Source organism: Rhodococcus sp. PML026 (assembly GCF_000963615.1).
Classification (GTDB): domain Bacteria; phylum Actinomycetota; class Actinomycetes; order Mycobacteriales; family Mycobacteriaceae; genus Rhodococcoides; species Rhodococcoides fascians.
Genome location: NZ_KQ031376.1, coordinates 673,891 through 698,816 on the forward strand (window position 1 = coordinate 673,891; position 24,926 = coordinate 698,816).

At 66.1% G+C, this 24,926-nt stretch carries 27 protein-coding genes, 1 pseudogene and 1 riboswitch; of the genes and pseudogenes, 15 read left to right on the forward strand and 13 right to left on the reverse strand.

Going from position 1 to position 24,926, the window contains the following annotated elements; translation table 11 throughout:
* Positions 1 to 30 precede the first annotated feature (30 nt).
* Together VF34_RS22735 and VF34_RS22740 are read right to left on the reverse strand one after the other, a co-directional pair.
* Positions 31 to 294, reverse strand: coding sequence for a DUF2537 domain-containing protein (locus tag VF34_RS22735; protein WP_027495916.1), 264 nt, complete (start codon positions 292 to 294; stop codon positions 31 to 33).
* Entirely contained in the window at positions 291 to 1,094 is an 804-nt protein-coding gene (locus tag VF34_RS22740) for a TrmH family RNA methyltransferase (RefSeq protein ID WP_032372954.1), read from the reverse strand. The genes VF34_RS22735 and VF34_RS22740 overlap by 4 nt, the downstream gene beginning before the upstream one ends.
* 75 nt (positions 1,095 to 1,169) lie before the next feature.
* On the opposite strand from VF34_RS22740, the gene VF34_RS22745 reads away from it, so the two are divergent.
* The gene (locus VF34_RS22745) at positions 1,170 to 2,369 is read left to right on the forward strand and encodes a GNAT family N-acetyltransferase (RefSeq protein ID WP_032372955.1); all 1,200 of its coding nucleotides are present in this window, start codon (positions 1,170 to 1,172) and stop codon (positions 2,367 to 2,369) included.
* Positions 2,370 to 2,374: 5 nt separating this feature from the next.
* Here the strand turns inward: VF34_RS22745 and VF34_RS22750 are convergent, their stop codons facing one another.
* The 3 genes from VF34_RS22750 to VF34_RS22760 are packed head-to-tail and all read right to left on the reverse strand — an operon-like array spanning position 2,375 to position 4,713.
* Positions 2,375 to 3,022, reverse strand: a complete 648-nt coding sequence (locus tag VF34_RS22750) for a response regulator transcription factor (protein WP_032372956.1) — start codon at positions 3,020 to 3,022, stop codon at positions 2,375 to 2,377.
* Positions 3,023 to 3,043: 21 nt separating this feature from the next.
* Complete coding sequence (locus VF34_RS22755; protein ID WP_080733190.1) at positions 3,044 to 4,162, reverse strand: sensor histidine kinase; 1,119 nt, start codon at positions 4,160 to 4,162, stop codon at positions 3,044 to 3,046.
* Complete coding sequence (locus VF34_RS22760; RefSeq protein WP_027495911.1) at positions 4,159 to 4,713, reverse strand: CcdC protein domain-containing protein; 555 nt, start codon at positions 4,711 to 4,713, stop codon at positions 4,159 to 4,161. The genes VF34_RS22755 and VF34_RS22760 overlap by 4 nt, the downstream gene beginning before the upstream one ends.
* Before the next feature lie 167 nt (positions 4,714 to 4,880).
* Here VF34_RS22760 and VF34_RS22765 point away from each other — a divergent pair, with 167 nt between their 5' ends.
* Genes VF34_RS22765 through VF34_RS22785 form a run of 5 tightly spaced genes read left to right on the forward strand, consistent with a single transcriptional unit; the run spans position 4,881 to position 8,600 of the window.
* The gene (locus VF34_RS22765) at positions 4,881 to 5,108 is read left to right on the forward strand and encodes a hypothetical protein (RefSeq protein WP_176457023.1); all 228 of its coding nucleotides are present in this window, start codon (positions 4,881 to 4,883) and stop codon (positions 5,106 to 5,108) included.
* The gene (locus VF34_RS22770) at positions 5,105 to 6,055 is read left to right on the forward strand and encodes an ABC transporter ATP-binding protein (RefSeq protein WP_032372957.1); all 951 of its coding nucleotides are present in this window, start codon (positions 5,105 to 5,107) and stop codon (positions 6,053 to 6,055) included. Before VF34_RS22765 ends, VF34_RS22770 begins: the two co-directional genes overlap by 4 nt.
* Positions 6,052 to 6,825: an ABC transporter permease gene (locus VF34_RS22775; RefSeq protein WP_032372958.1), complete on the forward strand. Its 774-nt coding sequence runs from the start codon at positions 6,052 to 6,054 to the stop codon at positions 6,823 to 6,825. The genes VF34_RS22770 and VF34_RS22775 overlap by 4 nt, the downstream gene beginning before the upstream one ends.
* Positions 6,826 to 6,861: 36 nt before the next feature.
* Positions 6,862 to 7,998, forward strand: a complete 1,137-nt coding sequence (locus tag VF34_RS22780; protein ID WP_045842048.1) for a sensor histidine kinase — start codon at positions 6,862 to 6,864, stop codon at positions 7,996 to 7,998.
* Positions 7,995 to 8,600 carry a response regulator transcription factor gene (locus tag VF34_RS22785; protein WP_027495906.1) on the forward strand — a complete coding sequence of 202 codons (606 nt, stop codon included), beginning with the start codon at positions 7,995 to 7,997 and terminating at the stop codon, positions 8,598 to 8,600. Before VF34_RS22780 ends, VF34_RS22785 begins: the two co-directional genes overlap by 4 nt.
* Positions 8,601 to 8,606: 6 nt before the next feature.
* On the opposite strand, the pseudogene VF34_RS22790 reads toward VF34_RS22785, so the two are convergent.
* The 3 genes and pseudogenes from VF34_RS22790 to VF34_RS22800 all read right to left on the reverse strand — a co-directional run bounded on the left by VF34_RS22790 (position 8,607) and on the right by VF34_RS22800 (position 11,869).
* A pseudogene (locus VF34_RS22790) lies at positions 8,607 to 9,879 on the reverse strand (MFS transporter).
* Between the two features lie 57 nt (positions 9,880 to 9,936).
* Positions 9,937 to 10,365, reverse strand: coding sequence for an Rv0880 family HTH-type transcriptional regulator (locus VF34_RS22795; protein WP_027495905.1), 429 nt, complete (start codon positions 10,363 to 10,365; stop codon positions 9,937 to 9,939).
* A gap of 52 nt (positions 10,366 to 10,417) precedes the next feature.
* On the reverse strand, positions 10,418 to 11,869 hold the full coding sequence (locus tag VF34_RS22800) for an NCS2 family permease (RefSeq protein WP_027495904.1): 1,452 nt from the start codon (positions 11,867 to 11,869) through the stop codon (positions 10,418 to 10,420).
* 59 nt (positions 11,870 to 11,928) lie between these two features.
* Here VF34_RS22800 and VF34_RS22805 point away from each other — a divergent pair, with 59 nt between their 5' ends.
* Both VF34_RS22805 and VF34_RS25390 read left to right on the forward strand, forming a co-directional pair.
* Positions 11,929 to 12,168 carry a DUF2530 domain-containing protein gene (locus VF34_RS22805; RefSeq protein WP_027495903.1) on the forward strand — a complete coding sequence of 80 codons (240 nt, stop codon included), beginning with the start codon at positions 11,929 to 11,931 and terminating at the stop codon, positions 12,166 to 12,168.
* A gap of 141 nt (positions 12,169 to 12,309) precedes the next feature.
* Positions 12,310 to 12,453, forward strand: coding sequence for a hypothetical protein (locus VF34_RS25390; protein ID WP_167327272.1), 144 nt, complete (start codon positions 12,310 to 12,312; stop codon positions 12,451 to 12,453).
* On the opposite strand, the gene VF34_RS22810 is transcribed toward VF34_RS25390, so the two are convergent.
* The 3 genes from VF34_RS22810 to VF34_RS22820 are packed head-to-tail and all read right to left on the reverse strand — an operon-like array spanning position 12,422 to position 16,819.
* Positions 12,422 to 12,973 (reverse strand): phosphatase PAP2 family protein, encoded by a 552-nt coding sequence (locus VF34_RS22810; protein ID WP_230591092.1) that lies wholly within the window; start codon positions 12,971 to 12,973, stop codon positions 12,422 to 12,424. The genes VF34_RS25390 and VF34_RS22810 overlap by 32 nt on opposite strands.
* On the reverse strand, positions 12,963 to 15,689 hold the full coding sequence (locus VF34_RS22815; RefSeq protein ID WP_032372959.1) for a sacsin N-terminal ATP-binding-like domain-containing protein: 2,727 nt from the start codon (positions 15,687 to 15,689) through the stop codon (positions 12,963 to 12,965). The genes VF34_RS22810 and VF34_RS22815 overlap by 11 nt, the downstream gene beginning before the upstream one ends.
* Entirely contained in the window at positions 15,686 to 16,819 is a 1,134-nt protein-coding gene (locus VF34_RS22820; protein WP_080733191.1) for a DUF3027 domain-containing protein, read from the reverse strand. The genes VF34_RS22815 and VF34_RS22820 overlap by 4 nt, the downstream gene beginning before the upstream one ends.
* Before the next feature lie 41 nt (positions 16,820 to 16,860).
* Here VF34_RS22820 and VF34_RS22825 point away from each other — a divergent pair, with 41 nt between their 5' ends.
* Genes VF34_RS22825 through VF34_RS22835 form a run of 3 tightly spaced genes read left to right on the forward strand, consistent with a single transcriptional unit; the run spans position 16,861 to position 19,941 of the window.
* A complete protein-coding gene (locus tag VF34_RS22825) occupies positions 16,861 to 17,709 on the forward strand; it encodes a glutaminyl-peptide cyclotransferase (RefSeq protein ID WP_032372960.1) in 849 nt (282 codons plus the stop codon).
* 4 nt (positions 17,710 to 17,713) lie between these two features.
* Positions 17,714 to 19,432: an MFS transporter gene (locus VF34_RS22830; protein WP_196249508.1), complete on the forward strand. Its 1,719-nt coding sequence runs from the start codon at positions 17,714 to 17,716 to the stop codon at positions 19,430 to 19,432.
* Complete coding sequence (locus VF34_RS22835) at positions 19,429 to 19,941, forward strand: DUF2771 domain-containing protein (RefSeq protein ID WP_032372961.1); 513 nt, start codon at positions 19,429 to 19,431, stop codon at positions 19,939 to 19,941. Before VF34_RS22830 ends, VF34_RS22835 begins: the two co-directional genes overlap by 4 nt.
* 3 nt (positions 19,942 to 19,944) lie before the next feature.
* Here VF34_RS22835 and VF34_RS22840 read toward each other — a convergent pair whose 3' ends face one another.
* Complete coding sequence (locus VF34_RS22840; protein WP_167327283.1) at positions 19,945 to 20,361, reverse strand: cold-shock protein; 417 nt, start codon at positions 20,359 to 20,361, stop codon at positions 19,945 to 19,947.
* A gap of 190 nt (positions 20,362 to 20,551) precedes the next feature.
* On the opposite strand from VF34_RS22840, the gene VF34_RS22845 reads away from it, so the two are divergent.
* The 3 genes from VF34_RS22845 (at position 20,552) to VF34_RS22855 (ending at position 22,247) form a co-directional block, all read left to right on the forward strand.
* A complete protein-coding gene (locus tag VF34_RS22845; RefSeq protein WP_027495896.1) occupies positions 20,552 to 20,770 on the forward strand; it encodes a hypothetical protein in 219 nt (72 codons plus the stop codon).
* Between the two features lie 3 nt (positions 20,771 to 20,773).
* Complete coding sequence (locus VF34_RS22850) at positions 20,774 to 21,148, forward strand: YccF domain-containing protein (protein ID WP_027495895.1); 375 nt, start codon at positions 20,774 to 20,776, stop codon at positions 21,146 to 21,148.
* A 270-nt stretch (positions 21,149 to 21,418) separates the two neighbouring features.
* Positions 21,419 to 21,627: riboswitch (cyclic di-AMP (ydaO/yuaA leader) on the forward strand.
* 8 nt (positions 21,628 to 21,635) lie between these two features.
* Positions 21,636 to 22,247, forward strand: a complete 612-nt coding sequence (locus tag VF34_RS22855) for a transglycosylase family protein (RefSeq protein ID WP_027495894.1) — start codon at positions 21,636 to 21,638, stop codon at positions 22,245 to 22,247.
* Between the two features lie 77 nt (positions 22,248 to 22,324).
* On the opposite strand, the gene VF34_RS22860 is transcribed toward VF34_RS22855, so the two are convergent.
* Positions 22,325 to 22,513 (reverse strand): hypothetical protein, encoded by a 189-nt coding sequence (locus VF34_RS22860; RefSeq protein ID WP_008719333.1) that lies wholly within the window; start codon positions 22,511 to 22,513, stop codon positions 22,325 to 22,327.
* Between the two features lie 61 nt (positions 22,514 to 22,574).
* Here VF34_RS22860 and VF34_RS22865 point away from each other — a divergent pair, with 61 nt between their 5' ends.
* Complete coding sequence (locus tag VF34_RS22865; protein ID WP_032372962.1) at positions 22,575 to 24,866, forward strand: helicase-associated domain-containing protein; 2,292 nt, start codon at positions 22,575 to 22,577, stop codon at positions 24,864 to 24,866.
* The last annotated feature ends 60 nt before the right edge of the window (positions 24,867 to 24,926 follow it).

A 24,926-nucleotide genomic window follows, 5' to 3' on the forward strand; every position in this document is an offset into this window, starting at 1 on the left:
GTAGTGCGCACCCCTGTCCGGGCCGGTCGGTCAGAACGCCAGAGCCGCCAGTGCCACGAAACTCAGAAGCGCACCGGCGCTCGCTCCGTACACGGCCCAACGCCATACCGGAACGCCGAACCACCGCATTACCGTCGGGGCTGCGCCTGCCACGACGACGAGGTTGAGGCCGATCGCGAGCAGCGGATGAACTCTGGCCAGTTCCAGGCCGAACGCCGTCAGTGCCACCGCGACGAGGATCGCCGCGATCACGGCAACCGGGACACCGGTCCAGCGAACGTCCGGATCCTTCACGTCAGACGCACCCGTTCGTAGAAGCCCATCGCCGCGGCCGTCGCGACATTGAGTGAATCGGTACCGGGCGCCATCGGAATACGAGCGCGAATGTCGGTGGCGCGCATGGCGTGTTCGGTCAGACCCGGCCCCTCGGCACCGAGCAGCAACGCGACCTTCTCCCCCGTCATCGCCGTCGCCAGAGACACCGCCTCCGGGTTCGGCGTCAGCGAGATCAGCTGAAAACCGTGCCGCCGCACCCGATCGAGGCCACGAGGCCACTCGGGCACCTTCGCGAACGGCACTCGGAGCACATGCCCCATCGACACCCGGACAGACCGTCGGTACAGGGGATCGGCGCAGGCGGCCCCGAACAACACCGCGTCCACCCCGAGACCGGCCGCATTGCGGAACATGGACCCGAGATTCTCGTGATCGTTGACGCCTTCCAGAATCGCGACCGTGCTCGCGCCCGCCAGCACCTCGTCCAGATCGAGGGCCGGCGGCCTGTTCGCCGCCGCCAACACACCACGGTTGAGGTGGAAGCCGACGACCTCGGCCATCACCTCGGCCGACGTCCGATAGAACGGAACGTCCGAATCGGCGAGGTCCTCGCGCAACGCGTCGAGCCGTCGATCCACACCCAGCAGGCTGATCATCGGAAAACGCGAGCTCAGCAGGCGCTGCGCGACGAGCACGCCCTCCGCGATCACCAACCCTTTGCCCTCGGGTAGATCGGGGCGCCTGTCCGAGGAATTGAGGTCGCGGAAGTCGTCGAGCCGCGGGTCGAGGGGATCGTCGATGTCGATTACATGCACCACCTGCTCATCTTCTCACCCGGCATTTCTGGCAGTCCCTCGGCGAACCACCACCCCGGTATGGAAAAGTTGTGAGCGATGACTACCGACGAATCGATCACCATCCGTACCGCCACCGACGACGACTGGGATGCCGTCGCGCTGCTCGACGCCCATGCGTTCGGCGAGCACCAGAACGCCGAGGACCTGGCCGAGACGCAGATCCTGACGAAGTCCGAGCACGTCTACCTGGCGTGGGACGGCGAGACCCCGGTCGGTGTGGCCATGCACTTCCCGATGTCGGTGACCGTTCCCGGCGGAGCTCAGGTCGAGGCATCGGGAGTGTCCTGGGTGTCCGTCGCGCCGACACATCGCCGACGCGGCATTCTGCGATCGATGTTCACCCAGCAGCACCGCGCTCTGAACGACGCGGGTGCGCCGCTGTCTCTGCTGACGGCCAGCGAGGCGACGATCTACGGACGCTTCGGGTACGGGCCGGTGACCGAGGAGATCAGCGTCTCGATCGACCGTCGGTTCGCTCAGTTCCGCAAGGACGCTCCCCCGGCGACGGGTGTGCGGCTGATCGAATCGGCCGAGGCCACCGAACTGCTCCCGGACATCTACCACCGGTGGCAGCAGCAGACCGCAGGCGCGCAGCCCAAGCCGCCGATCCGCTGGGAGCGCTTCTTCGCCGATCGCGAGAACCGACGCGGCGGACTGACCGCACTGTTCTTCGTCGTACATCCCGACGGCTACGTCGCTTACCGACGCGGACGCAACCCGAGCCGGGTCGTGGTGGAGGAATTCATCGCGGTGACCGACGACGCCTACGCCGCGCTGTGGCAGATCCTCGTCGGCGTGGACCTGGTCGACACCATCGAGGTACGGCAGGCACGGGACGAGGCATTGCCGTTCCTGCTGACCAACAACCGGCTGCCGAAGGTCACGGCTCACCACGACGCTCTGTGGGCCCGGATCATGCATGTCGAGGCTGCCCTCGAGGCGCGCACCTATGCCCTCGACACATCACTGATCATCGCCGTCCGCGACCCCCTCCTCGACGCAGGCGGTACCTACTCGCTGACGGTCACCGACGGCAAAGCCACCTGCACCCGGGTGGAATCCGAACCGGACATCGAACTCGACATCGACGTACTCGCCAGCATCTACTTCGGTACCCACCGAGCCCGATTGTTCGCCGCGGCCAATCGCCTCACCGCCCGCAACGAAGAATCACTGCACGCACTCGATCTGACGTTCGGAACAGCGCGTCCCGCCGTCATGGGTTGGGGTTTCTGACGCGACTATCCCGCCAGCCCGTGCGTGAAGGCGAAGTGCACGGCCTGCGCTCGATCTCGCAGTCGGGCTTTCGCGAACAGATGGTTGATATGTGTCTTGACCGTTGCCTCGCTGACGAACATCTGCCGAGCGATCTCGCGGTTCGACAGGCCGGCGGCGATCGCGCGTAGGACCTCGACCTCACGCGGGGTCAAACCAGCTGGGATCTCGGGCGGACGGGAGTGCTCGACGGCTCCGAGCAGCCGCGCCTGTACCTCCGGGTTCAGTACGGACTGCCCGGCTGCCGCCGCCCGCAATGCCGCCGCTATCTCGACCCTTCCGGCGTCCTTGGTGAGATATCCGCGTGCGCCCGCACCGAGTGCATCGAGTATCGAGCGTTCGTCGGAGAAGGTCGTCAACACCACCACGGGTAGATCGGGGAAGAGCCCCTTCAGGATTCGGGTCGCCTCTATCCCGTCGGTACCCGGCATCCGCAGGTCCATCAGCACGACATCGAGGGATTCGGTACTCATCGCGGCCTGCACTTCGGCGACCGCGCTGTCGCCGTCCGTCGCGGTCGAGACGACGGTGATGTCGTCGATCAGATCGAGCATCGTCGCCAGCGCCTCGCGCACCGACGCCTGATCGTCGGCGATCACTATCCGAATGCTCATAACCTCACCTTCGTGTTGTCTTCAGTGTGGTTGCGGCACAGCAACTGTGGCACGGACCGTCCAACCCCGCCCGTCCGGACCCGCCGCGATCGACCCGCCGACCAGTGCGGCGCGCTCGCGCATGCCGACCAAACCCATTCCGGTACTGTCGACCGGTTTCGGCGGCGACGGAGCCGGGCCGTTGGTCACGGAGAGCTCCACCTGTTCTGCCGCGAAGCGAAGCACTACGTCGACTGCCGCTCCGGGAGCATGAGTACGGGCATTGGTCAGCGCCTCCTGCGCGCACCGAACAAGGAACTGCGACTGCGGCGTATCGAGATCGACAGCCTCGCCCTCGACCCGGAAGTTCCCGTCCGCGTCCACCAACGCGGCCATCGTCGGCACCAGGGGCAGCACGTCCTGACGCAAAGTCTGCACGGCCCTGCGGGTTTCGGTGAGGCCCTCGCGAACGAGGCTCTGCGCCTTGCTCACCGCGGCTCTGGCCTCGTCGGCGCGACCGGCGTCGAGCAACGCGTCGGCGACTTCGAGCTGCATGTTGACCCCGGACAGCGAATGCGCAAGAACGTCGTGGATGTCGCGTGCGATACGGGCCCGCTCGGCCAGGGCATGCTCGCGCAATTCGGCGTCGGTGGCGCGCCGGGCATTGCGCAGTGCGTCCAGACGACTGCGTCGTGAATACCCGATCAGTACCGGCCACCCGGCGAAAAGACCGGCGGCCCATGGCCACCCGTCGACACCATGGTGATCGGCGATCCACAGCGCGCACGCGCACGCCACGCTGAGCGACACCGCATACGGAAACGCAATCGACGGCTTGAACCGCCACCCGGCATGTCCGGCGAACAGGAACGGAAACGCTGCTGCGACCCCGGTTCCGCCCAGAGGAAGAATCGCGGCGGAGGCGACCAGTGCGATGCCGGCCCCGGCGAGCGAGAGCCGGAGACCGGTCGACCGTCGCGACACCGTCGAGGCCGCCAGTACGAGACTGTTGACGACGAGCAGCGTGAGCACGAGCGGATCGTGCAGGTCCGACGTCGCGAACGCCGCCACGACGACGACGGCCGTGACATACGGCCGACTCGACAGCCGGAAGCTGTCGAGTGCGGGTAACCGTACGTCCGGCGTGGGTGCCGACGTCACCGAATCTTCGCCCGTCCTTCGCGAACCCGACTGTGCATGTCGGCCAGCGTAGGCGACAACGTGTGGTTGCCGGACTTGTCGGCTCGCCACACGATGGTGGCCTCGGAATGCATGGCTCGATAGAGCACCACGACCGACTCGGCGAGGAATCCGACCCCCACGGCCAACATGGTGGCCTGGCCGGCGACCGACGCTGCTGCCGGATCCACGACATTCTCCACCGGCACGAGGAGGAGGCGCACCGCGATCGCGGCCACCCACAGGCCGACCGACGCCAACGAGTAACGCATCCATGCCGCTCCGTCCCGCTCGGCGATCCGGACGGTGTAGCCACGGACCACCCCGAACACGGCTCCGACGACACAGCCGAGGAGCAAGAACCCGATCGCCGTGGCCGAGAGCGCCGTCGAATTCAGTGACGCCAGTCCGGCGACGGCGAGGATCGCCGGAAGCACCAGCATGCGCCGAGCTTCCATGAGCTGGCCGGTCATGCGCCGCACCAGCAGGTACCCGACCAGAAGGACTACGAGAGCAATCGTTGCAATGTTCATGGCAGCAACGCTACGAAGATCGCGGTGGGGGCACATCGACCCACGGGTGGAGATCGGGTGGAGACACGCGCGCATGACGTTTGTCATGGCTGGACCGTGACGGTGTCACCTCAGGTCATGATGCGCTGCACTGTTTTCGGGGCTCGACGCGCAGCAGGATCGTAGTCATGAAGCAACCAGACGAAGGAAATCTGTTCACCGATCTGATGGAGCTCGGGCCTGCTCCGACGATGGCGCGTGAGATCGTCGTCATCGTCATCAGCATCGCGATCATCGCCGTGCTGTTCGCGATTGTCGGCCCGTCCCTTCCGGCGTTCGTCGCACTGGGCGTCATCGTCGCCTTCATGGGTGTCCGGTTCGTCATCGGACTGCGCCATTGGGGGACGCAATCATGACCATCATCGACGTCGACGGGATGACGCGCCGTTACGGATCGGGCAAGAACGCCTACGAGGCCGTCCAGGCTCTCGATCTCCATGTCGCGGAGGGTGAACTGTTCGGCCTACTGGGCACCAACGGTGCGGGCAAGACATCCACTCTCGAAGTGATTCAGGGCCTTTCGCGACCCAGCAAGGGCACGGTGCGGATCATGGGAATGGATCCGGTGGCCGATCGCCGTAAGGTCCGACCTGCTCTGGGAATCATGCTGCAGAAGGGCGGCCTGCCTCAGGATCTGACCACCGCCGAGAGTCTTCGGATGTGGGCGGGCACCTGCAGCCATCCACTGCCGGTGGCGGAGGTACTCGGTCGCGTGGACCTGGCCGACCGTGCCGATACGCGGGTCAAATTCCTGTCCGGCGGCGAGCAGCGCAGGCTGGACCTGGCATGCGCGATCATCAGCCGTCCGCGCGTCTTGTTCCTGGACGAGCCGACCACCGGTCTCGATCCCGAAAGTCGCCGCAACACATGGCGGTTGATCCAGGAACTGAAGAACTCCGGCGTCACGATCATGTTGACGACGCACTACCTCGACGAGGCCGAGTCACTGTGCGATCGACTCGCGATCATGCACCGCGGCAGAGTCGTTCGGAGCGGCACGGTGGACGAGGTGGTCGCCGACCATCCGGCGAAGATCGAACTGAAGGCCCCTGGAACGGCACTGCCGTCGCTGCCGGGCACATCCATGGACGTCTCGGGAGAGACGGTCTCGATCCAGACGTCCTCGGTTCAGGAGACGTTGACCGATCTGCTGCTGTGGGCTCGGAACAACGGGGTGACCCTGCACGGACTGGACGCCCGCGCGGCATCGCTCGAAACCGTGTTCCTCTCCATCGCAGACGAATTCGACAATTCCCCTATCGACGAACCAGCCGATGACAAGACCGAGGTGATGAGCGCATGAGCACAATGACCGCCCTGTCGCGAGCAGAATTCACACTGCTCGGACGCAACCGAGTACTACTGTTCAACGCGACCGTCATACCTCTCGTGCTACCGGTGGTCATGCTGATCATCAGCAGTCGGGGCGACGACGGATTGACCGACGTGGGCGTGGGAGCGGCACTCGAGTTCTTCGCGCTGTTCCTGCTGGTGTTCATGGTCTACTACAACATGCTCTCGATCTACGCCACACGTCGAGACGAGTTGGTACTCAAGCGACTTCGCACCGGCGAAAGCTCGGACATTCAGATTCTGCTGGGGCCGGCGGTCCCCTCGTTCGTCCTCACCGTCGTACTGGGCTTGATCGTCGGAGCTGTAGTGCTGGCCTTCGGTGGGCCCATTCCCACCAACGTCCTGCTCGTCGCTGTTGCCCTCCTCGGCGGCGCGGCACTGTTCGCCGCACTGGCGTTGATCACGTCTGCCTTCACCCGTAATGCGGAAGCAGCGCAGATCACCAGTCTGCCGGTCATTCTGATCGCCATGGCCGGCTCGGCCATGCTGCGCGACGTTCTCCCGGATTCACTGAGCCGAGTCGTCGAGCTGACTCCCATGGCCGCGGTGTCGGACCTGTTGAATCTGGGCTGGTTCGGTACCACCACCCCCGGCGACGCGTCGGTCGGGTTCGCCGCCACCTTCGGCGAGGCCGCCATGCCGGTGGCGGTGATGCTGGCCTGGATTCTCGGCAGCCTGCTGATCGCCCGCACCCACTTCCGCTGGGAACCGCGGTCCTGATCACACTGTCGTCGTCCGTCTGCAAGGCTGGAGATCATGAAGCTGTACGAGTACCTCAATCCACTGCACGGCTGGAACGACAGCAGTGCAGTGGAGAAGGTACGCGTCTACACCCGCCAATCGTTCCTGCTGATCACCGTCGGTGTCGCTGTCGGCGCGATGCTGACGACGCTTCAGTACGACGACTATCGATCGACGGTGGCGGCAGCGGTGTGTGCCGCCGCCGCTTTCGTGGTCGTTCAGCGCACCCCGGCACTCGGCGGCGAGTCGACGGCCAACCCTCGAATCCCGTTGGCGATCATGTCCGTCGCCGCTGTGGTGCTGGTTGCCGGAGGGACGACGAGCAACGCGCTCTGGGCCGCCGTACTCGTGACCACCGCGGTCGCGACCCTGATTCGATTGCGCTGGTCTCTCGCGGCAGCCGTGGCCGCCGCCGCGATTGCCGCGGCCGTGGGAACCCCGGCGCTGGAAACGGTAATACTCGGCGTCTTCATCGCTTTCATGGCCTTCACCGTGCAACTGTCGGCGTGGCTGCTGCGCATCGTGACCGAACTCGACGCCACCCGCGACGCAGCCGCAGCTCTCTCCGTCGCAGAGGAGCGCCTGAGGTTCTCGCGCGATCTGCACGACGTCGTCGGGCGCGCACTCTCGGCCATCGCGGTCAAGAGCGAACTTGCCGCGACGCTGGCCCGCAGGGGTGACGACCGCGCCGCGACGCAGATGGACGAGGTGCGCGCGTTGGCGCAGGAATCGATGACCGACGCCCGAAAGCTGGTGCGCGGCTATCGATCGGTGGATGTCGCAGGCGAACTCGACGGTGCCCGCTCGCTCCTGTCGGCGGCCGGGATATCCACCGAGCTCACCGGTGAGACCTCGGCACTGTCCGAGCGGGGGGCCGAGGCGGCCGCCTGGGTGGTTCGTGAAGGCGTGACGAACATACTGCGTCACTCCGCGGCCACCTATTGCCGAATCGAACTGACCGACAGCAGTATTCGACTGACCAACGACCACCCCGGTGCGCCGAACGGCCGCAACGACGGCACGGGTCTGAGCGGCCTACGGGAACGCTTGGTCGCGGTCGGAGGGGAACTGCGCACGGAGCAGACAACCGAGAAATTCACCCTCATCGCAGTGTTGCCCACATCGCCCCAGAACCCGAGGACCACACCATGATTCGAGTTCTACTGGCCGACGACGAGAACCTCATTCGATCTGCGCTGGCGACCATGCTCGATCTGGAGGACGACATCGAGATCGTCGGACAGGCCGATTCGGGCGAGAAGGCCCTGACGGTTGCCGCGGCCCTGGCACCCGATGTGGCAGTGCTGGACCTGCAGATGGGCGGGATCGACGGCATCGAGACGGCGCAGAAAATTGCCGAGACACTGCCCACCTGCGCGTCGATCATCGTCACCAGCCACGGTCGGCCGGGCTACCTGAAGAAGGCGCTCGAGGCCGGCGTGCGCGGGTTCCTCCCCAAGACCACCTCGGCCGCCACCCTGGCCGAGGTGGTGCGCACCGTGCACGGCGGCGGGCGGTACGTCGACCCGACGCTCGCCGCGGAAGCCATCGGGGCCGGGGACTCACCGCTCACACCGCGGGAAGCCGATGTGCTCGAGTTCGCCGCCGACGGCGCATCGATCGCGGAGATCGCGCAGCGCGCGCATCTGTCACCCGGGACCACCCGCAACTATCTGTCTGCGGCGGCCGCGAAACTCGGGGCGGCGAACCGGCACGAGGCCTGCGCACTGGCCCGACGCCACGGGTGGATCTGAGGAGCGTCAGACCTTGGCGGCTGCGGCCACCGTGTCGAGGGTGGGCAGCCGGTGACCGTCGGCGGGCGGTACCACGGTGATCCGCAAGTTGTTGTGCCGCAGCAGATACACGGCAGCGAAGAGTCCCGTCGCCAATGAGATGACACCGCCGAACAACAGCGGTGCGCGTGGATCGAGGGCGTCGGCGAGCCAGCCGAGCACCGGGCTGCCCAGCGGAGTTCCGCCCAGGAAGCACAGCATGTAGATGCCCATCACGCGGCCGCGCATGTCGGACGGCACCGACATCTGCAGAATGTTCATCGCCGACGTCGTGAACGTCAGCGTCAATGCGCCGGTGGGCACCAACAGCACTGCCACGAGAACGTAATTGGGCATCAATCCCACGAGTAACTCGAACAGACCGAACGCGATGACCGCACCGATGAAGAGCCGCAATCGAGGGGCGGTGGCGCGCCGGGCCGCCAGGGTCGCTCCCGCGAGCGTGCCGACCGCGAGGGTGGTCGACAGCAACCCGTATGCGTCGGCTCCGCTGCCGAACGTGTTGCGCGCCAGCACCGACAGACTCAGCGGAAAATTGAGACCGAACGTCGAGACCATGAACACCGTCGCCAGCAACACTCGTAGGTCTCCCCGCCCCCAGACGTAGCGAAAGCCCTCCCGTACCTGCCCTTTGGCGCGCGGTGCCGGTTCGACACGGAAGAGTTGACCGACGTTCATCGCCAAAGAGGGCACCGAACACCGCGGCGAACGACACCGCGTTGATCAGGAACACCCAGCCGGTACCGACGAGGGTGATGAGCACTCCCGACACCGCAGGCCCGACGATCCGCGCCATGTTGAACGTCATCGAGTTCAACGCGATCGCGTTGGACAGAGTTTCCTTGCCCACCATCTCGATGGTGAACGATTGCCGCACCGGCGCGTCGATGGCAGACGAGCAGCCGAGGATGAAGGCGATGACATAGACGTGCCAGAGCTCGACCATGTTGCCGACATCGAGCACACCCAGCACCAGACCGCAGACTGCGGCGAACACCTGGGTGATCATGAGGAGTTTGCGCTTGTCGTACCGGTCTGCGAGTACTCCGCCCCACACCGACAGAAACAGCGTCGGCCCGAATTGCAGGGCCATGACGATTCCGACGGCAAAGCCGTTGCCGCCGGAGAGCGTCAGCACGAGCCAGTCCTGGGCCACCCGCTGCATCCACGTTCCGACCAGCGAGACGATCTGCCCCGACGCCCACAATCGGTAGTTGCGAGTCTTCAGAGCAGCGAACATCGTCGCGCCGGACGTACGTGAAACTGGAGCCACAGGTCAAATAATAAACCTAGGTAACTACTCGGAGTCGCTGACCAATGCGCTGATGATGCTCACCGCATCTCGCAGCGTCGCGAGCTGCTCGGGTCCGAGGCCTGCCAGCTGTGCGGTCATCCACGCCTCGCGAGCACTCGCCTCGTCCGCGATCAGTTCCTTGCCGGCCGCCGACAACGACACGATCACCTGACGGCCATCGGTGGGATGCGGCGTGCGCTCCACCAGACCCAGCTCGGCCAACGACGCGATCACCCGCGTCATTGACGGGGGTTGAACCCGCTCCCGAGCCGCCAACGCGCCAGGCGTCATGTCGCCCTCCCTACTCAGCGTGGCCAGAGCCGACAGCTGAGTGAGCGACACTTGCGAGTCCACTCGCCTACCTCGAAGGTGGCGAGTCAACCTCACCACCGCAAGCGACAGGTCGCTTGCCAATTCCCGATTGTCTTTCACACTGTTTCCCGACGTCACAGCGCAGAGAATACGCCCTGGTACCGACCCAGCATCAGGTAACCGCATCCGTGATGGGACCGACTGCGAAAAACGCCACGAACAGCAACGCGACGACCCATAACAGGGGATGTACCGTCTTCGCTCGGCCCGAACCGACGGCGAGCACGACCCACGTGATGAAACCGACGCCGATACCGTTCGCGATGGAGTAAGTGAACGGCATCACCAGGATGGTGAGGAAGGCCGGCAGCGCGTAATCGAAGCGCTTGAAGTCGATGTGGAGAACCTGACCGATCATCAGGGCACCCACCACCACCAGCGCCGGAGCAGCCGCCTCGATGGGCACGACAGCCGTGAGCGGGGTGAAGAACATCGCCAGCAGGAACAGCAGGCCGGTGACGACGTTGGCCAGTCCGGTGCGTGCGCCTTCCGCGATTCCCGAGGCCGACTCGACGAACACCGTGTTCGACGATGCGGACGCGCCGCCGCCCGCAATGGCTCCGGCACCTTCGACGACCAACGCCTTGCCGATGTTGGGCAGCGTGCCGTCCTTGTCGAGATTCGCTTCTTTACCCAGACCCGTCATCGTTCCCATCGCGTCGAAGAAGTTCGCGAGGACGAGCGTGAACACCAACAGACTCGCGGCCAGCACACCGATGCGGGTGAACGCACCGAACAGGTCGACGTTGCCCACCAGCGACAGGTCCGGCGACTGTACGAGAACGCTGGGCAGCTGCGGCACGGACAGGTTCCAGCCCTTGGGGTCGACGCCGTTCGACGGCCCCACGTCGGTGACCGCCTCGATGATGGCCGCCAACACCGTCGTGACCACGATGCCGATCAGCAGACCGCCGCGGACCTTGCGCACCACGAGCACACCCATCAGCAACAACCCGAACACGAAGATCACCGTCGGCCACGACGCGATGGACCCGTCGATGCCGAGGCCGACGGGAACCGTCGTGCCTGCGGCGTCGGGGATCCGGCGTACGAAGCCGGAATCGACCAAGCCGATGAACGCGATGAAGGCACCGATGCCTGCGGCGATCGCGGCCTTCAGTTCGGGCGGAATCGCGTTGAACACCGCCGTCCGGAAGCCGGTGACGGCCAACAGAACGATGATGATGCCGTCGATGACGACCAGGCCCATGGCCTCGGGCCAACTGACCTGAGGAGCGATGGTGACGGCCAGGAGAGTGTTGATGCCGAGGCCGGCCGCGATACCGAAGGGGTAGTTCGCGATGATGCCGAACGCGATGCTCATGAAGCCGGCGACCAGTGCCGTCACGGCGGCAACCTGGGCGACGGGCAGGATGTTGCCGAGCACGTCGGTCTTGGCAGCCGCGTCGTCGGCGGAGAAGCTACCGAGGATGAGCGGGTTGAGCACGACGATGTAGGCCATCGCCACGAAAGTGACGACACCGCCGCGAACCTCGGAACCCACAGTCGAGCCGCGCTCGGTGATCTTGAAGTAGTTGTCGAGTAATCGCGACGACATAGGCATGAGTGAAAGATAAAGCACACCGCGAGGGTTGGCGAAATATGGTGGCGTAGCGTGAATTCGTGGCCGACGTCCCGCAGATCCCGCCCCGCCTCACCGATCCGGTGCCGGTGTTGACGATCGGCATCCTCGGTTGGATCGTTGCGCTGGTCGTGTTCACCGCCACCGGCGACCGCAGCGACGACGCGGTGGCGACGTGTTGGTCCGGCATCGCGGTCGGCGCTGTCGGGTTCGCTCTGTTCCTGGCGCAGAGAGCCGCGTCACGACGCGGCAGCAGAACCGCCCAACGCGGCCTCGATTGAGATCAGGATCACGTTAGCCCGATCACGAAAACCCTTCTGACGTGGGCAAACTAACCCCTCAGCCGGTTGAGTAACACAGAGTTAACGTGGAGCATAGGTTATGTCAGTTTCGATAACCTTTGATCCACGAAAGCACAGGCCATGAAGTTCGTCGCTCAGTACCGCAACCGCCGCAACCACGTCCGCTCGCTCCGCGCCCTTTACGCACGCGCCAACGCTGTCTCCAGCCCGGCCATGCGTGACGAGCTCCTCGTCATCGCGCAGCGCTCGGATTTCTCGCGCTGATCGCTTTTTCGGCGTAGATCCAACCCAGCCCCCACAGGGCACCGAACACCCAGCCGGCCAGCACGTCCGTCGTCCAGTGCGCACCCAGATAGATCCGAGAGAATCCGATCAGCAGGGCCGCGACCACAGGCAACGTCAGTAGCACCGGCCGATGCAGCCACGGAGTGGACGATCGCAGCATCACCGCGATCGCCACCGTGGCAAGCAACATCGACATCGTCGCGTGGCCGGACGGAAACGAATGGCTCGAAATCTCCACCAGCCGTTCGGGAATCGGTGGACGTTCCCGCGCGAACGCGAACTTCAGCGCATTCATCAGCCCCCACCCGGTGAGCATCGAACCCGCGACCATCCACGCGTCGACAGTCCTCTTGGACGTCAGCAACGCGCCCCACGCCCCCGCGGACAACACGAACATCATGAAGGTGTTCCCCACCGTGGTGATGATCCAGAACATCGTCGTGACCCAGCCGACTCGATGCTCGACCATCCACTCCAACACGGCATGGTCAGGCCCCACGAGGTCGCTCCCAACTTTCCACACAATGCACTGTTCCGTCCGGTGTCACCCACCACGGCACAGCGCGGTCACCGCTGACAGCTCCCGACAACCGCACCACCAGTTCGCGGTGCACCACCACCGAACCTGTCGGCAGCGGTAGCCCGAGCACCGCACAGGCCAGCACGGCCCCGGGCTCTCGATCCCACGAACTGACGCGCCCGACTCCGCGAACCTCGCCGGTGATGGCCTCCGACGCCCGCCTGATGTCGAGGACGTCGGCCAGCGCGGCTGCCGTGGTCATGTCCGAGAGCACCGCCACCTCCGGTGGCACGACCGGTGCCAGCCACGGCGCATCGACGACCAACCCGTCCGACGCATCGGCCACGGTGCCGCCGAGAGTGCGCACGCGATCCGGTGGATCGAGATCCGCCACGTCGATGCGTCGATCCAGGACGGCACTGGCGATCAGCGTGTGCGTGCGCGCGATCACCGCCGCCGTCGGATGTCGCTGCGGGTCCTCGAGTGCACGCAACAACACCCGCGCGCTCTCGACGCTCTCACAGGTCGACGCGGCGAGCACCGCGTGCAGTTCGTCGGCGCGCGGATGATCCAACGGATCGAGCAGACCGGCGAACGTCTCGTCCGACGGCGCCCGGAACGTGATGGGCGAGCGGTTGTCGATCAGCGCATGACGTCGCAGCCACCATGCCGTGTAGCCGTCCCGGTCGGTCAAGGCTGCACGGGTACTCGGTTCGTCGAGCAGAATCGTCAGAGCTTCGGCCCAGGCATCCGACCGGACCAGGTCGAGATCACGAACCGCAACAAGGGTTTCCGGCTCCGTGGCCAGACTCGACCACCAGGCGGGCTCGTCGTCCAGGTCGTGATCCGGCCCCGTCGGACACTCGTCGCGCACCACCGAGAACCCCCAGCCGACGCCCACCGCGCGCAGGGCCCGCTTCCCGAACCTGGCCACGGAGGCCGCCGACAGAACACCGAACGGCGAATCCCGAACCAACAGCCTCGCCAACGGTGCACCGGGCAGCAACAGTTCGTCCGCACTGCGCAATTCGCCCTCGTCGTCTTCGAGTGGCAGACTCCCGAGCCACCCCGGAAGCGCTCCCGCCTCCCCCGCCAGCGCCAGCACTGCAGACACCAGGCCATCCACCTCGTCGCCGTCCCAATCGAGATCGTCGAGGGCCGCTTCGAGGGCGGGATCCGACAACAGCTCGGCCGCAGTGGCCTCCCGCGCACCCAGCCGAATCAACAACGGACTCACCGCATCCGGATGCACCAGGCGTACCCACGTGACCTCGGCCGACGCGTCCGACCCGACGACGGTAGTCCGTGGACCGGTGACCGTACGACCGTCCGCAAGCGGAACCGGCAGCGCAGCAAGTTCTTCCGCTGCGACCCCGTCGACGACGAGCGGAGTCAACGCGTCGTAGAGTCGCCGCCACCAGGCCGGCTCACGGGCCTGCCCGCCGAGCATCTCGGCCAACCGCGCCAACCCGATGCGGTGCACTCCCACCGCCGACAACGCCGACGCGTGCCGCGCGCCCGACAGAGTGGCGTCCACCAGATTCGGGACCACATCGAGCAACACCGCGGCGAGTTCCTCGGTGGCATCGGCCAGAACATGGGCACGTTCGGGTACGAGATCGGGCCCATCGGCAGCGGGAAGCCATGGTGCGGTGGACAATCGGCGAAAGATCAGCTCACGTAGCTCTCCGTCGATCGCACTGCGCGCGAACCCGACCTCGGGTACGAACGACACTCGCGCGGACGCAGGCAACGACGCCACGAAATCGGGATAACCGTGGGCCACCTCGGCGACAGAGACGCCGGGCAACACTCGTCGACGATCCGGCTGCATGGGTACATCGGCAACGACCAACGCGGGCAACGACAACAGCTCGTCCGACCGCGTCGGGGCCCGCAACACATCCGGCGCTGCGGGAACGGGTAGACCGTCGACCATCGGAACGATCCACCGCGCAGCCGAGGTGGTGTACTGCAGCCACGTTCGCGAACCGATGGCGATCTCGACGCGTGCATCGTCGAGTTCCGTTCTCACACAGTCGACGACGACACCATCGATCTCGATGGAATCCAACGCGTCGAGCTCGAGCAACAAGTCGACGGCCTCGTCGAGGAACCCCCCGGCAAAGGATTCCGCTTGCACATCGGGTCGCGGCGTCAACACGATCTCGGTATCGAACCCGGCAGCGGGCGGTGTGGAAGTAGGCCACGCCAACCGAAGCACCGGCACACCCGACTCCGGCACTGTCATGTCCCGCTCGCGCAACGCGGTCAGAGTGCGCTCGGCGCTGAAGATCACCCCGCCACCGCGCGAGCGGACCTCGATCTCGTCGGACGCCGATCGCACCGCGGTGAAGCCGACCCCGAACTGTCCGACACCCGGATCGGCCGCAGCCTTCGCCGACGCCCGCAGCGCGGTGAGAGCGTGTACACCCGACACATCCAGCGCAGCACCGGTGTTGGCGACATGCAGTGCACCCGCCTCGTCGGTCCACACCGAGAGCCGACCCGGGACGCCGGCTCGCTGCGCAGCATCAGCCGCGTTCTGCGCCAACTCGGTCGACAAACGATCGCGGTATCCCCCGCGCACCAGATCTACCTCGGATGCCGAATCTTCCCGCAGCCGCGTGGGCGAGGAACCCCAGGACGCGAGAATGGACTCGCGAAGCGACCCGGTACCGAAAGGATCGATCAGCTCGGCGATGCCGAATCCTCATGCTGCACACCATCGTCGACACTGGAATCGGCGACGAGATCGACACCGGTACCGACAGCCGGCGTCTCGGTTGCGACTGCGGACGAAGCGTCGTCGGCCGGAGAAGCGTCGCCGGCCAAAGAGGCTGCGTCAGTGGCATCGTTCCCGGTCTCGACCACCTCGGGCTCTGCCGGTGCGGAGTCTGCCGACTCGGGTGCTGCCGATTCAGGTGCTGCCGCGTCGGGCTGGGGCACCTCGGACTCCGCTACCGCTACCGTCTCGGCCGACGAGACGATCGCTTCCGAATCATCTTCTGCAACAGCGTCGTTCGCGGTAGGCTCGTTCGACTGTGCGGCACCGGTCGGCGACGGAGTGACGTCGAGTGCTGCGTCGTCGTACGGCTCGAACTGCGGCGAGCCCGCTCCGGTGGGCAGCTCGGTATCGGAGTGCGCGCCGCAACCGTATTCGACGTGCACCACATGACCGTCGGCGGCGAACTCGTTGCCGCACACTCCGAACGCTGCGGAGAGCGATCCCGCGAGGGGTAGGTAAAAACCGCAGAGTCCGCACGTGGACGGCGCGGCCTTGGCCATCTCGCTGTCCGGGCCGAAGTCGCCGTCGTGCCATCGTTCGGCGGCATCGAGCCGTCCTTCGAGGCTGGTGACCTGAGTGCGGCCGAGCCCGATCTCGCCGGCCACCTCGTCGATGGCGGGGTCACCGGACGCGACGTATCCCGGCACCAGTCGCGGGTCGTCTCGACGTGGAGAGAGCAGATCGCCCGGCCCGAGATCACCGGGTCGGATGCGCTCGTCCCAGGGCACCCAGGACGGTGCCACGAGAGCATCGGGACCGGGTAGCAGCACGAGTTCGCTGACGGTGGCGTGATCGGCGTCGTCGGGAGCAGCGACGACAACGGCCCACTGCCATCCGCGATAGCCGTCCAGATCGCTGGCGAAGCGGTGGGTGGCAGCACTGTCGTCCTCCACGGTCACGCCGAGGTACTCGCCGACACCGCCCTCTCCCAGCTCGAGCAGAGCCTGCCGCGCGAGATCCACGGCATCGGCCAAGACGGGGCGGATGGATCCGAGCTCTGGAGAAGATACGACACTCACACATTCAGTTTGCCGCATCAACTCGGTGACGCCCAGTTCGGGCTGCCATCATGGATGCAATGACCGTCCGCGCTCGCACCTTCGCTGCACTCGTGACGTCCCTGTTGACCGTCACCGCCTGCTCTTCGACGTCGGGTCCAGGCGACTCGGCCCCCATCACGTCGGACTCGGTACCCACGCTGGGCGCCGAGGTTCTGCGTTCCTACGATCGCGCCGACGACGCCTTCACTCAGGGGTTCGAGATCGACGGTGATGTGCTCTACGAGGGCACCGGGCTGGAGGGCTCCTCCTTCGTCCGCCGCACGTCGCTCGAGAACATGACCGAGCTGGGGCGGGTCGATCTGCCGTCCGACCTGTTCGGCGAGGGCATCACCGTCGACGGCGACACCCTGTGGCAGATCACCTGGCAAGACGGAGTCGCCATCGCCCGCGACCGAGACACCCTGGCCGAACAGCGCCGAGTGGACTACGACGGCGAGGGATGGGGGCTGTGCACGCAGGGTGAAGGAACCCCGGACGACCGACTGGTCATGAGCGACGGCACGTCCACCCTGACCTTCCGTGACCCCACATCCTTCGACGCCGTGAACACCGTCGACGTCACACTCGACGGCAATCCGGTGGAACGGCTCAACGAACTCGAATGTGCCGAGGACGGCTCGATCTACGCCAACGTCTGGCAGACCTTCGACATCATGCGCATCGACCCCACCACCGGCCGCGTCACCGCCGTCGTCGACGGCAAGCCGATGTGGGATTCGATGTCGGCCACCGAGCGAAACGGAGCCGACGTCTTGAACGGCATCGCCCAGATCCCCGGGACCGACAGATTCCTCGTGACCGGCAAATTCTGGCCAAAGATCTTCGAGGTGCGATTCACCGATCCCGCGGCCGTAGGACAGAATTGATCACGTGACCGATCCGCGACTCCCCCACCCCACGCCAGGTGCGGAAAACTCGGGCGCTGGCAACGAAACCGGTCACTCCACTGCTGACGAACAGAGCTCGGAGCATCCCGGTTTCGTCAACTATCCACCGGCCGACCCCCGTGCTGTCCAATCCGGTGCCGGCGGCCACGTTCCGAGCCGCCGCCAACCGTTGCCGCCGCTGCACCCGGCGCGCACGCAGCAGATCACTGCCGCGCGCGGCCGAACCGGCGGCCGTAAGCCACCACCGATGCCCAAGAAGCTCACCGTCACCCGCGTCGCGGCGATGCGTGGGCGCGAGCTGACCGGCAAAGGAATCGCGTCGTTCCAGCGGGCTGCGAAAGCCGATGGGGCGGACAAGTCCGGGCTGACCGCGCTGACCTACGCGACGATGGCGAACTTCGCATCGGACGCTGCCCTGGCGATTGCACTGGCCAACACGCTGTTCTTCTCCGCGGCGACCGGTGAGGACAAGACGAAGGTTGCGCTGTACCTGGTGATCACCATCGCTCCGTTCGCGCTGATCGCGCCGCTGATCGGCCCGTTGCTCGACCGGTTGCAGCACGGCCGACGCATCGCGCTGGCCACCTCGTTCGGCCTGCGTACCGTGCTGGCGGTGGTGTTGGTGTTCAACTTCGACAGTTGGGTGCTCTATCCAGCGGCGCTGGGCATGCTCGTCCTGAGCAAATCGTTTGCGGTACTCAAGAGTGCGGTGACGCCGCGGGTACTGCCACCGGAGATCGACCTCGTCCGCGTCAACTCGAGGCTCACCGTCTTCGGACTGCTCGGGGGCACCATCGCCGCAGGCGCTGTCGCCGGCGGTATCGCCTTCGTCGCCGATTCGCCCGGCGCACTGTGGTTCGTCGCCGCGATCACCGTGCTCGGCGCATACCTGAGCATGCGCATCCCGTCCTGGGTGGAAGTGACCGAGGGCGAAGTTCCGGCCACCCTCGGCTACCACGCCGACCAGCATCACAGCAGCGATTACCCCGGCAGCGGTGCCCCGACCGAGAAGCTGAAGCGCACCCCACCGCCTGCCACCGCCGCCAAGAACCGCAGGCAGCCACTGGGCCGTGCGGTGATCGTCGGACTCTGGGGCAACGGCACGATCAGAATTCTTACCGGCTTCCTCACGCTGTACATCGCGTTCGTCGCAAAATCCCGCACCGAACACGAGCCGCTGCAGCAGGCCGCAATGCTCGGACTGGTCGGAGCCGCCGCCGGTCTCGGCAACTTCGCCGGCAACGCACTCGGTGCCAGGATCAAGCTCGGCCGACCATCGGTGGTCGTCCTGCGGTGCACGGTCGCGGTGACGGTCGTCGCCGTCGTCGCAGCTGTCACGGACAGTTTGCTCACCGCCGCCGTGGCCGCCCTGGTCGCGTCGAGCGCGAGCGCACTGGCCAAGGTCTCGCTCGACGCGTCTCTGCAGTCCGACCTGCCTCCGGAGTCCATTGCATCCGGGTTCGGCCGCTCGGAAACCGTCATGCAGCTGTGCTGGGTTCTCGGCGGAACGCTCGGGGTGTTGCTTCCCACCGAGTACTGGCTCGGTTTCACGGTCGTGTCGGTGTTGCTTACGATCGGCCTCGTGCAGACCTTCCTGACCTACCGCGGTCGATCATTGCTACCCGGGTTCGGTGGCAACCGGCCCGACCATGTCGAACAAGAAGTATCCGACAGCTCCTACGGCGAAAACGTGACCAAGTGAACCTGGCTCCCCGCACCAAGAAGATCGCGTCGCTGATCGCCGCCGGCCTGTTCGTGATCGCGGTCGCGTTCGTCGGGGTACTCGCCGTCCTGATCGGCAATGCCCCCGACAAGGAACCGGTCGTCACGGCGTACTCCAACGGTCGAGCCGTACAAGTCGAGCCCTACCTGTACTGCGCCGTGAGCGACCCGCTGTGCACCAACGTCGGCGAGACCGCCGAGATCCAGGTGGGATCTGCCCCGACGGTGCAGTTGTCGATGCCCGAGGCCGTCTACTCCGCGCCGTGGGAACTGGCATTGGTCTACGGCGACGACACCGGGGCGGTCGTCGAGAGCAGCCAGTTCAATCAGCCGGGAACCCGGCTGAGCGTCACCGTCCCGACGACGGACGACGGCGGCCGAACCCTGCTCGGAATCGAGGTTCGGCTACCCACGGGAATCATCGACACCGACACCAATACCGAGAGCTTCGTCAGCCACGCGATCTGGTCCATCGGCACGCGTCCGTAACGATCAGCTGTCGAGCTCGCGAGCGACGGCGCGGACCACCTCGGAGATGCGCTGAGCGATCTTGCGGTCCGGGTACTTGCCCTTGCGGAGTTCCGGCTGCACCGTCGCTTCGAGCAGCGTGATCATGTCCTCGACCATGCCGTGCAGTTCGTCGGGTGTGTGCTTGCGCTCGACGGGCTCGCGGCGGGTGCTGCCGCTGTTCTGGCGAATCGACGGGGCAGGCTCAAGAACCTTCAGGCTCAGTGCCTGCGGGCCACGACGGCCCGCGGCCATGCCGAATTCGACGCGCTGGCCGGCTTTGAGGCCGTCGACGCCTTCGGGCAGCGCTGACGAACGCACATACACGTCCTCGCCTTCCTCCTGCGAGAGGAATCCGAATCCCTTGTCGACGTCGTACCACTTCACCTTGCCGGTCGGCACTGAGCTCACCCGTTCATCTGTTGCTGTCGTTGGTTTCGTATCCGCACGCCCGATGTCGGGACCCTGCGGTGTGCACAAGTTTCGCGCCCCACGAAAACGCAGGACGCGAATACGCCAGTCTAGCGCGCAGGCCCCGAATAGGGCATTCCGGTTTTTCGCACGACGCACCGCCGCGCACTACCGTGGTGGTGTGGACTCATCTACTCGCAAGCGAAGTACTGCACTGCTGCGCATCGCGCTGGTGCTGTTCGCGATCGGCCTCGTTGCCATCGTCGCGATCCTGTTCTTCCCGGTCTTCTCCGACGCCAAGCCGCCGCTGGGCCTGTACCTGACGGCGATGTTCTCGGCACCCGCCGGATTCGTGCTCGCTCTGGTGTACGCGCTGCTCTCCGGCCGACGGGCGCGATAGATCATGCGACTGCTCCTGAACGTCATCTGGCTCGTGTTCGGTGGACTGTGGCTCGCACTCGGCTACTTCTTCGCGGGACTCCTGCTGTGCATCCTGATCGTGACCATTCCGTTCGGGATCGCGTCGTTCCGCATCGGCGTCTACGCCCTGTGGCCGTTCGGGTCGACGATCGTCGACAAGCCCGGCGCGGGTTCGGGTGCCCTCGTGGGCAACGTGCTCTGGCTCGTCCTCGCCGGGTGGTGGCTGGCGCTGACACACGTCGTCACGGCGATCGCGATGGCCATCACGATCATCGGTATTCCGCTCGCGATCGCGAACCTCAAGTTGATTCCGGTCTCGCTCATGCCGCTGGGGAAAGACATCGTTGCGGTTCGGTGACCTTTCGAGGCCCCCTCGCGTGATGTGACTTCCGTCACATCACGCTTCGGTAACAGACCGGCAACAGCACGGGGTCGATCACCGAGAACAGCCACTAGCTGGGCCTATTCGAGCGACCGGAATCAGACCGTCGGGACGGTCGCTGACACACGAAAAAATCGACAGTTACCAAATAGTGACGTAACCCGGGAATTTCAGTACGGTCAGCAGCGGCCGGAAAGTTCGGCCGAATTCCGGCCCGCAGCGCCAAACCTCGTCCCGCGGGAACCGGAACAACCCTCGACGATCACCCAGGGGACGAGGACGGGGGACCCACGTCCTCCACGGACAACCGGGAACTTGTAGCGACTCACGAAGCCGCACCGAGTTCCCTTGGGGTGAAGCCCAATTGCTCATCCGATATGGAAGAGCAAGAAGGCCGGGCTACCTCTCAGCCCGAACCCGACAGCTGACCTCGCAGGCGCGTGTGGAGAGGATTTCAACTCGTATGAGCGGACGTCATCGCAAGCCGAGCACCACTGGCAAGACCGTCGCAAAGGTCGCCGTCACCGGTGCCATCATGGGCACCGCGGGCATCGCCTTCACCGGTACCGCCAACGCGGCACCGGATTCCGACTGGGATCGCCTTGCGCAGTGTGAAGCAGGCGGCAACTGGGGCATCAACACCGGCAACGGCTTCCAGGGCGGATTGCAGTTCTCCCCCAGCACCTGGAACGCACACGGTGGACAGCAGTACGCGGCAACGGCCAACCAGGCCAGCCGTGAAGAGCAGATCGCAGTCGCCGAGAAGGTCCTCGACTCGCAGGGCTGGGGCGCATGGCCCTCCTGCTCCTCGAGCCTCGGTCTGAGCAGCGCACCCACCGAGCGCAGCGTTCCGGCCACTCCCAAGGCACCGGAAGTTCCCGCCCTCCCCGATCTGACGTCGATCCCGTCGATCGATGCGTCGGCCGAGGTCGTCAACGGCATCGTCACCGCCGTCCAGAACATCACCAACGATCCCCAGATCGCGTCGTTCGTCCAGAACGCCGCTCAGGGCATCCAGCTCGATCCGCAGGTCGTCAGCTTCTACCAGGCGAACAAGGCGTTCCTGCCCCAGTAGCAAGAACCGCCGCTATACGAGAAAAGCCCCCGACATCGCGAAGATGTCGGGGGCTTTCTCGTGTTCGGGCGCCGTTGTCAGCGATTGACGACGGTCACCGGATGGGCGTAGGGCAGGTCTTCGACGGGCAGCGGGAACTCGGTGTCCTCACCGAAGGGCGACAAGCCACCCGATCGAGCGGACGAGAGTTCGGTCACCGCGTGGTCACCGCGAGCGGTTTCCGGCCAGCCTGGATCGACATAGGGCTTCTTCGACTTGTTCACCATGGGCCCATTTTGACACCTGCCCTGCGGCGAGCACCAGCCCAGGTCTCTAATCTGATAGACGATGACCGACACGACTGCGCCCCGACACACCGACATGCCTCCCGATCTGCCTCAGTGGATCGCAGCTCGCACAGACGCGGAGCTGATCAAGGCCATGTCGTTGCGTCCGGATCTGACTGCGCCGCCGCCCGCCTCGCTGGCAGTGCTGGCCGGCCGGGCAGAGCAACGCCGGTCGATCCTGCACACTGCGGACACCCTCGACACCCTGGCCCTGACCGTGCTCGAGATCCTGGCCATCGAAGAGGCCTACGAGCGTCCGGTCACCAGGGCCACGCTGCTGTCCGTCATCGCCAAGCGCGCCCCGGCCAAAGCCGTGGACAGAGCGCTGTCCCAACTGCGCGAACGCTTTCTCGTCTGGGGCGACGCCGCTGGGTTCCGGATCAGCGCAACCGCTGCGGACGCCGTGCCGTGGCGCATCGGCCGCGCTCTCGACCCGGTGGACACCCTCACCGAAACCCACATCACCACAGCGCTGGCCGCACTCGAAGACGGCGAACGCAATCTTCTCGACACCCTGGCCAGGTCTTCGCCCACCGGCCGTACCCGAGACGCCGCGCCGGGCACCCCACCCGATCGGCCCGTGCAGAAACTGCTCGCCGCAGGCCTGCTGATCTGGTTGGACGAGCAAACCGTCGAACTCCCCGTCCAGGTCGGTCAGATATTGCGCGGCGAGCCCATGACGGATCCCCGCTCACTCGCCGAGCCGAAGCTGACGACCACTGCACATGCGCTCGCCGACGTCGACGCTGCTGCGGCGGGCGAGGCACTGGAGCTCGGGCGGCACTGTGTGGCCATCATCGAGGCGCTGTCCGCGTCGCCGGCTCCCGCCCTCAAGGCCGGCGGGCTCGGAGTGCGCGAGCTGCGCAAGATCACCAAGGCCACCGGACTCGACGACGACCGCGTGAGCATCCTCGTCGAACTGCTCGCCGCCGCCCATCTGATCTCCAGCGGAACCCCGGACCCTGTCCCCTCTGCCGACACCGGCGACGACTACTGGGCACCGACGCCCGCCGTCGACGCGTGGCTCGCCGCGGCCCCGGCCGCCCGGTGGCACACCCTCGCCTCCGCCTGGCTCGAGACGCCGCGAGCCCCGTGGGTGATCGGCATGCGTGACCCCAACGACAAGCCCATCGCCGCGTTGTCCGACGAAGTCCGCTCGCCTGCCGCGCCCCGCGACCGTCGCATGATCCTGGAGCTGCTCGCCGAGCTCGGCAGTGGACACGCCGCGACGCCCACCGACCTCACCCGCACACTGACGTGGCGTCGACCCCGGTGGTCCGGACGGTTCGGCGTGACACCCGTCGGGCACGTGATCGCCGAGGCGACCGCGTTGGGAGTGGTCGCGCGCGGCGCGATGTCGACGCCGGGACGCTCGCTGCTGCACGACGGTAATGCCGAGGCCGACATGCGCGCGGCACTCCCCGAGCCGATCGACTACGTGTTGGTGCAGGCCGACCTGACGCTGGTGGCACCGGGACCGCTCGAACCGGATCTGCAGGATCGGATCGCGCTCGTCGCCGACGTCGAGTCGGCGGGTGCCGCGACGATGTATCGCATCAGCGACACGAGCCTGCGCCGGGCCCTCGACGTGGGCCTGACGGCCTCGGAGTTGCATTCGTTGTTCGCGACCCATTCCCGCACTCCGGTTCCGCAGGCCCTGACGTATCTGATCGACGACGTGGCCAGGCGTCACGGCCGGCTACGCGCCGGCGTGGCCGCGTCGTTCGTCCGGTGCGAGGACCCGGCGTTGCTCGCCGAGGTGATGGCCTCTCCGGCCGCCGAGTCGCTGGCCCTGCGCGCCCTTGCCCCGACCGTCGCGATCTCCCAGGCACCGCTGGCCGAGGTGCTGTCGGTACTCGCCGGGGCCGGATTCGCGCCCGCGGGTGAAGACTCGTCCGGCACCATCGTCGATCTTCGAGCCCGCGGCTCCCGGGTGTCGGCGCGGCGGCCGCGCCAGACCTTCCGTACCCCGGCCGTTCCCACCGACGAGCAGCTCGGGTCGTTGGTACGCGGAATGCGAGCCGCCGACCGCGCTGCGGGCAACGGCGGTGCGGTGGTGCGCGCCGACGGATCTCGCGCGAGCAGCACCGCGACGATGACGCTGCTGCAGACAGCAGCGAAGGTCAAGCGCAGCGTCAGCATCGGGTACGTCGACGCACAGGGCGTCGCGACCCACCGCATCGTCGATCCGATCAGCATCGGTGGCGGTCAACTCGACGCATTCGACCCCGCCACCGGGGGCGTGCGGCGGTTCACTCTGCACCGCATCACCTCCGTCGCCTTGGTGGACTGAGTCACTGCTCACGTGCACGCGGGCCCCTACCTGTGGACAATGGAGAAGTTGCGCTCTTTC

Coding starts and splice junctions, on each gene's coding strand:
- VF34_RS22745 (WP_032372955.1), top strand. CDS start 1,170: ATGACTACCGACGAATCGATCACCATCCGTACCGCCACCGACGACGAC.
- VF34_RS22750 (WP_032372956.1), bottom strand. CDS start 3,022: ATGAGCATTCGGATAGTGATCGCCGACGATCAGGCGTCGGTGCGCGAG.
- VF34_RS22760 (WP_027495911.1), bottom strand. CDS start 4,713: ATGAACATTGCAACGATTGCTCTCGTAGTCCTTCTGGTCGGGTACCTG.
- VF34_RS22765 (WP_176457023.1), top strand. CDS start 4,881: ATGAAGCAACCAGACGAAGGAAATCTGTTCACCGATCTGATGGAGCTC.
- VF34_RS22770 (WP_032372957.1), top strand. CDS start 5,105: ATGACCATCATCGACGTCGACGGGATGACGCGCCGTTACGGATCGGGC.
- VF34_RS22775 (WP_032372958.1), top strand. CDS start 6,052: ATGAGCACAATGACCGCCCTGTCGCGAGCAGAATTCACACTGCTCGGA.
- VF34_RS22780 (WP_045842048.1), top strand. CDS start 6,862: ATGAAGCTGTACGAGTACCTCAATCCACTGCACGGCTGGAACGACAGC.
- VF34_RS22785 (WP_027495906.1), top strand. CDS start 7,995: ATGATTCGAGTTCTACTGGCCGACGACGAGAACCTCATTCGATCTGCG.
- VF34_RS22800 (WP_027495904.1), bottom strand. CDS start 11,869: ATGCCTATGTCGTCGCGATTACTCGACAACTACTTCAAGATCACCGAG.
- VF34_RS25390 (WP_167327272.1), top strand. CDS start 12,310: ATGAAGTTCGTCGCTCAGTACCGCAACCGCCGCAACCACGTCCGCTCG.
- VF34_RS22820 (WP_080733191.1), bottom strand. CDS start 16,819: ATGCGGCAAACTGAATGTGTGAGTGTCGTATCTTCTCCAGAGCTCGGA.
- VF34_RS22825 (WP_032372960.1), top strand. CDS start 16,861: ATGACCGTCCGCGCTCGCACCTTCGCTGCACTCGTGACGTCCCTGTTG.
- VF34_RS22850 (WP_027495895.1), top strand. CDS start 20,774: ATGCGACTGCTCCTGAACGTCATCTGGCTCGTGTTCGGTGGACTGTGG.
- VF34_RS22855 (WP_027495894.1), top strand. CDS start 21,636: ATGAGCGGACGTCATCGCAAGCCGAGCACCACTGGCAAGACCGTCGCA.
- VF34_RS22860 (WP_008719333.1), bottom strand. CDS start 22,513: ATGGTGAACAAGTCGAAGAAGCCCTATGTCGATCCAGGCTGGCCGGAA.
- VF34_RS22865 (WP_032372962.1), top strand. CDS start 22,575: ATGACCGACACGACTGCGCCCCGACACACCGACATGCCTCCCGATCTG.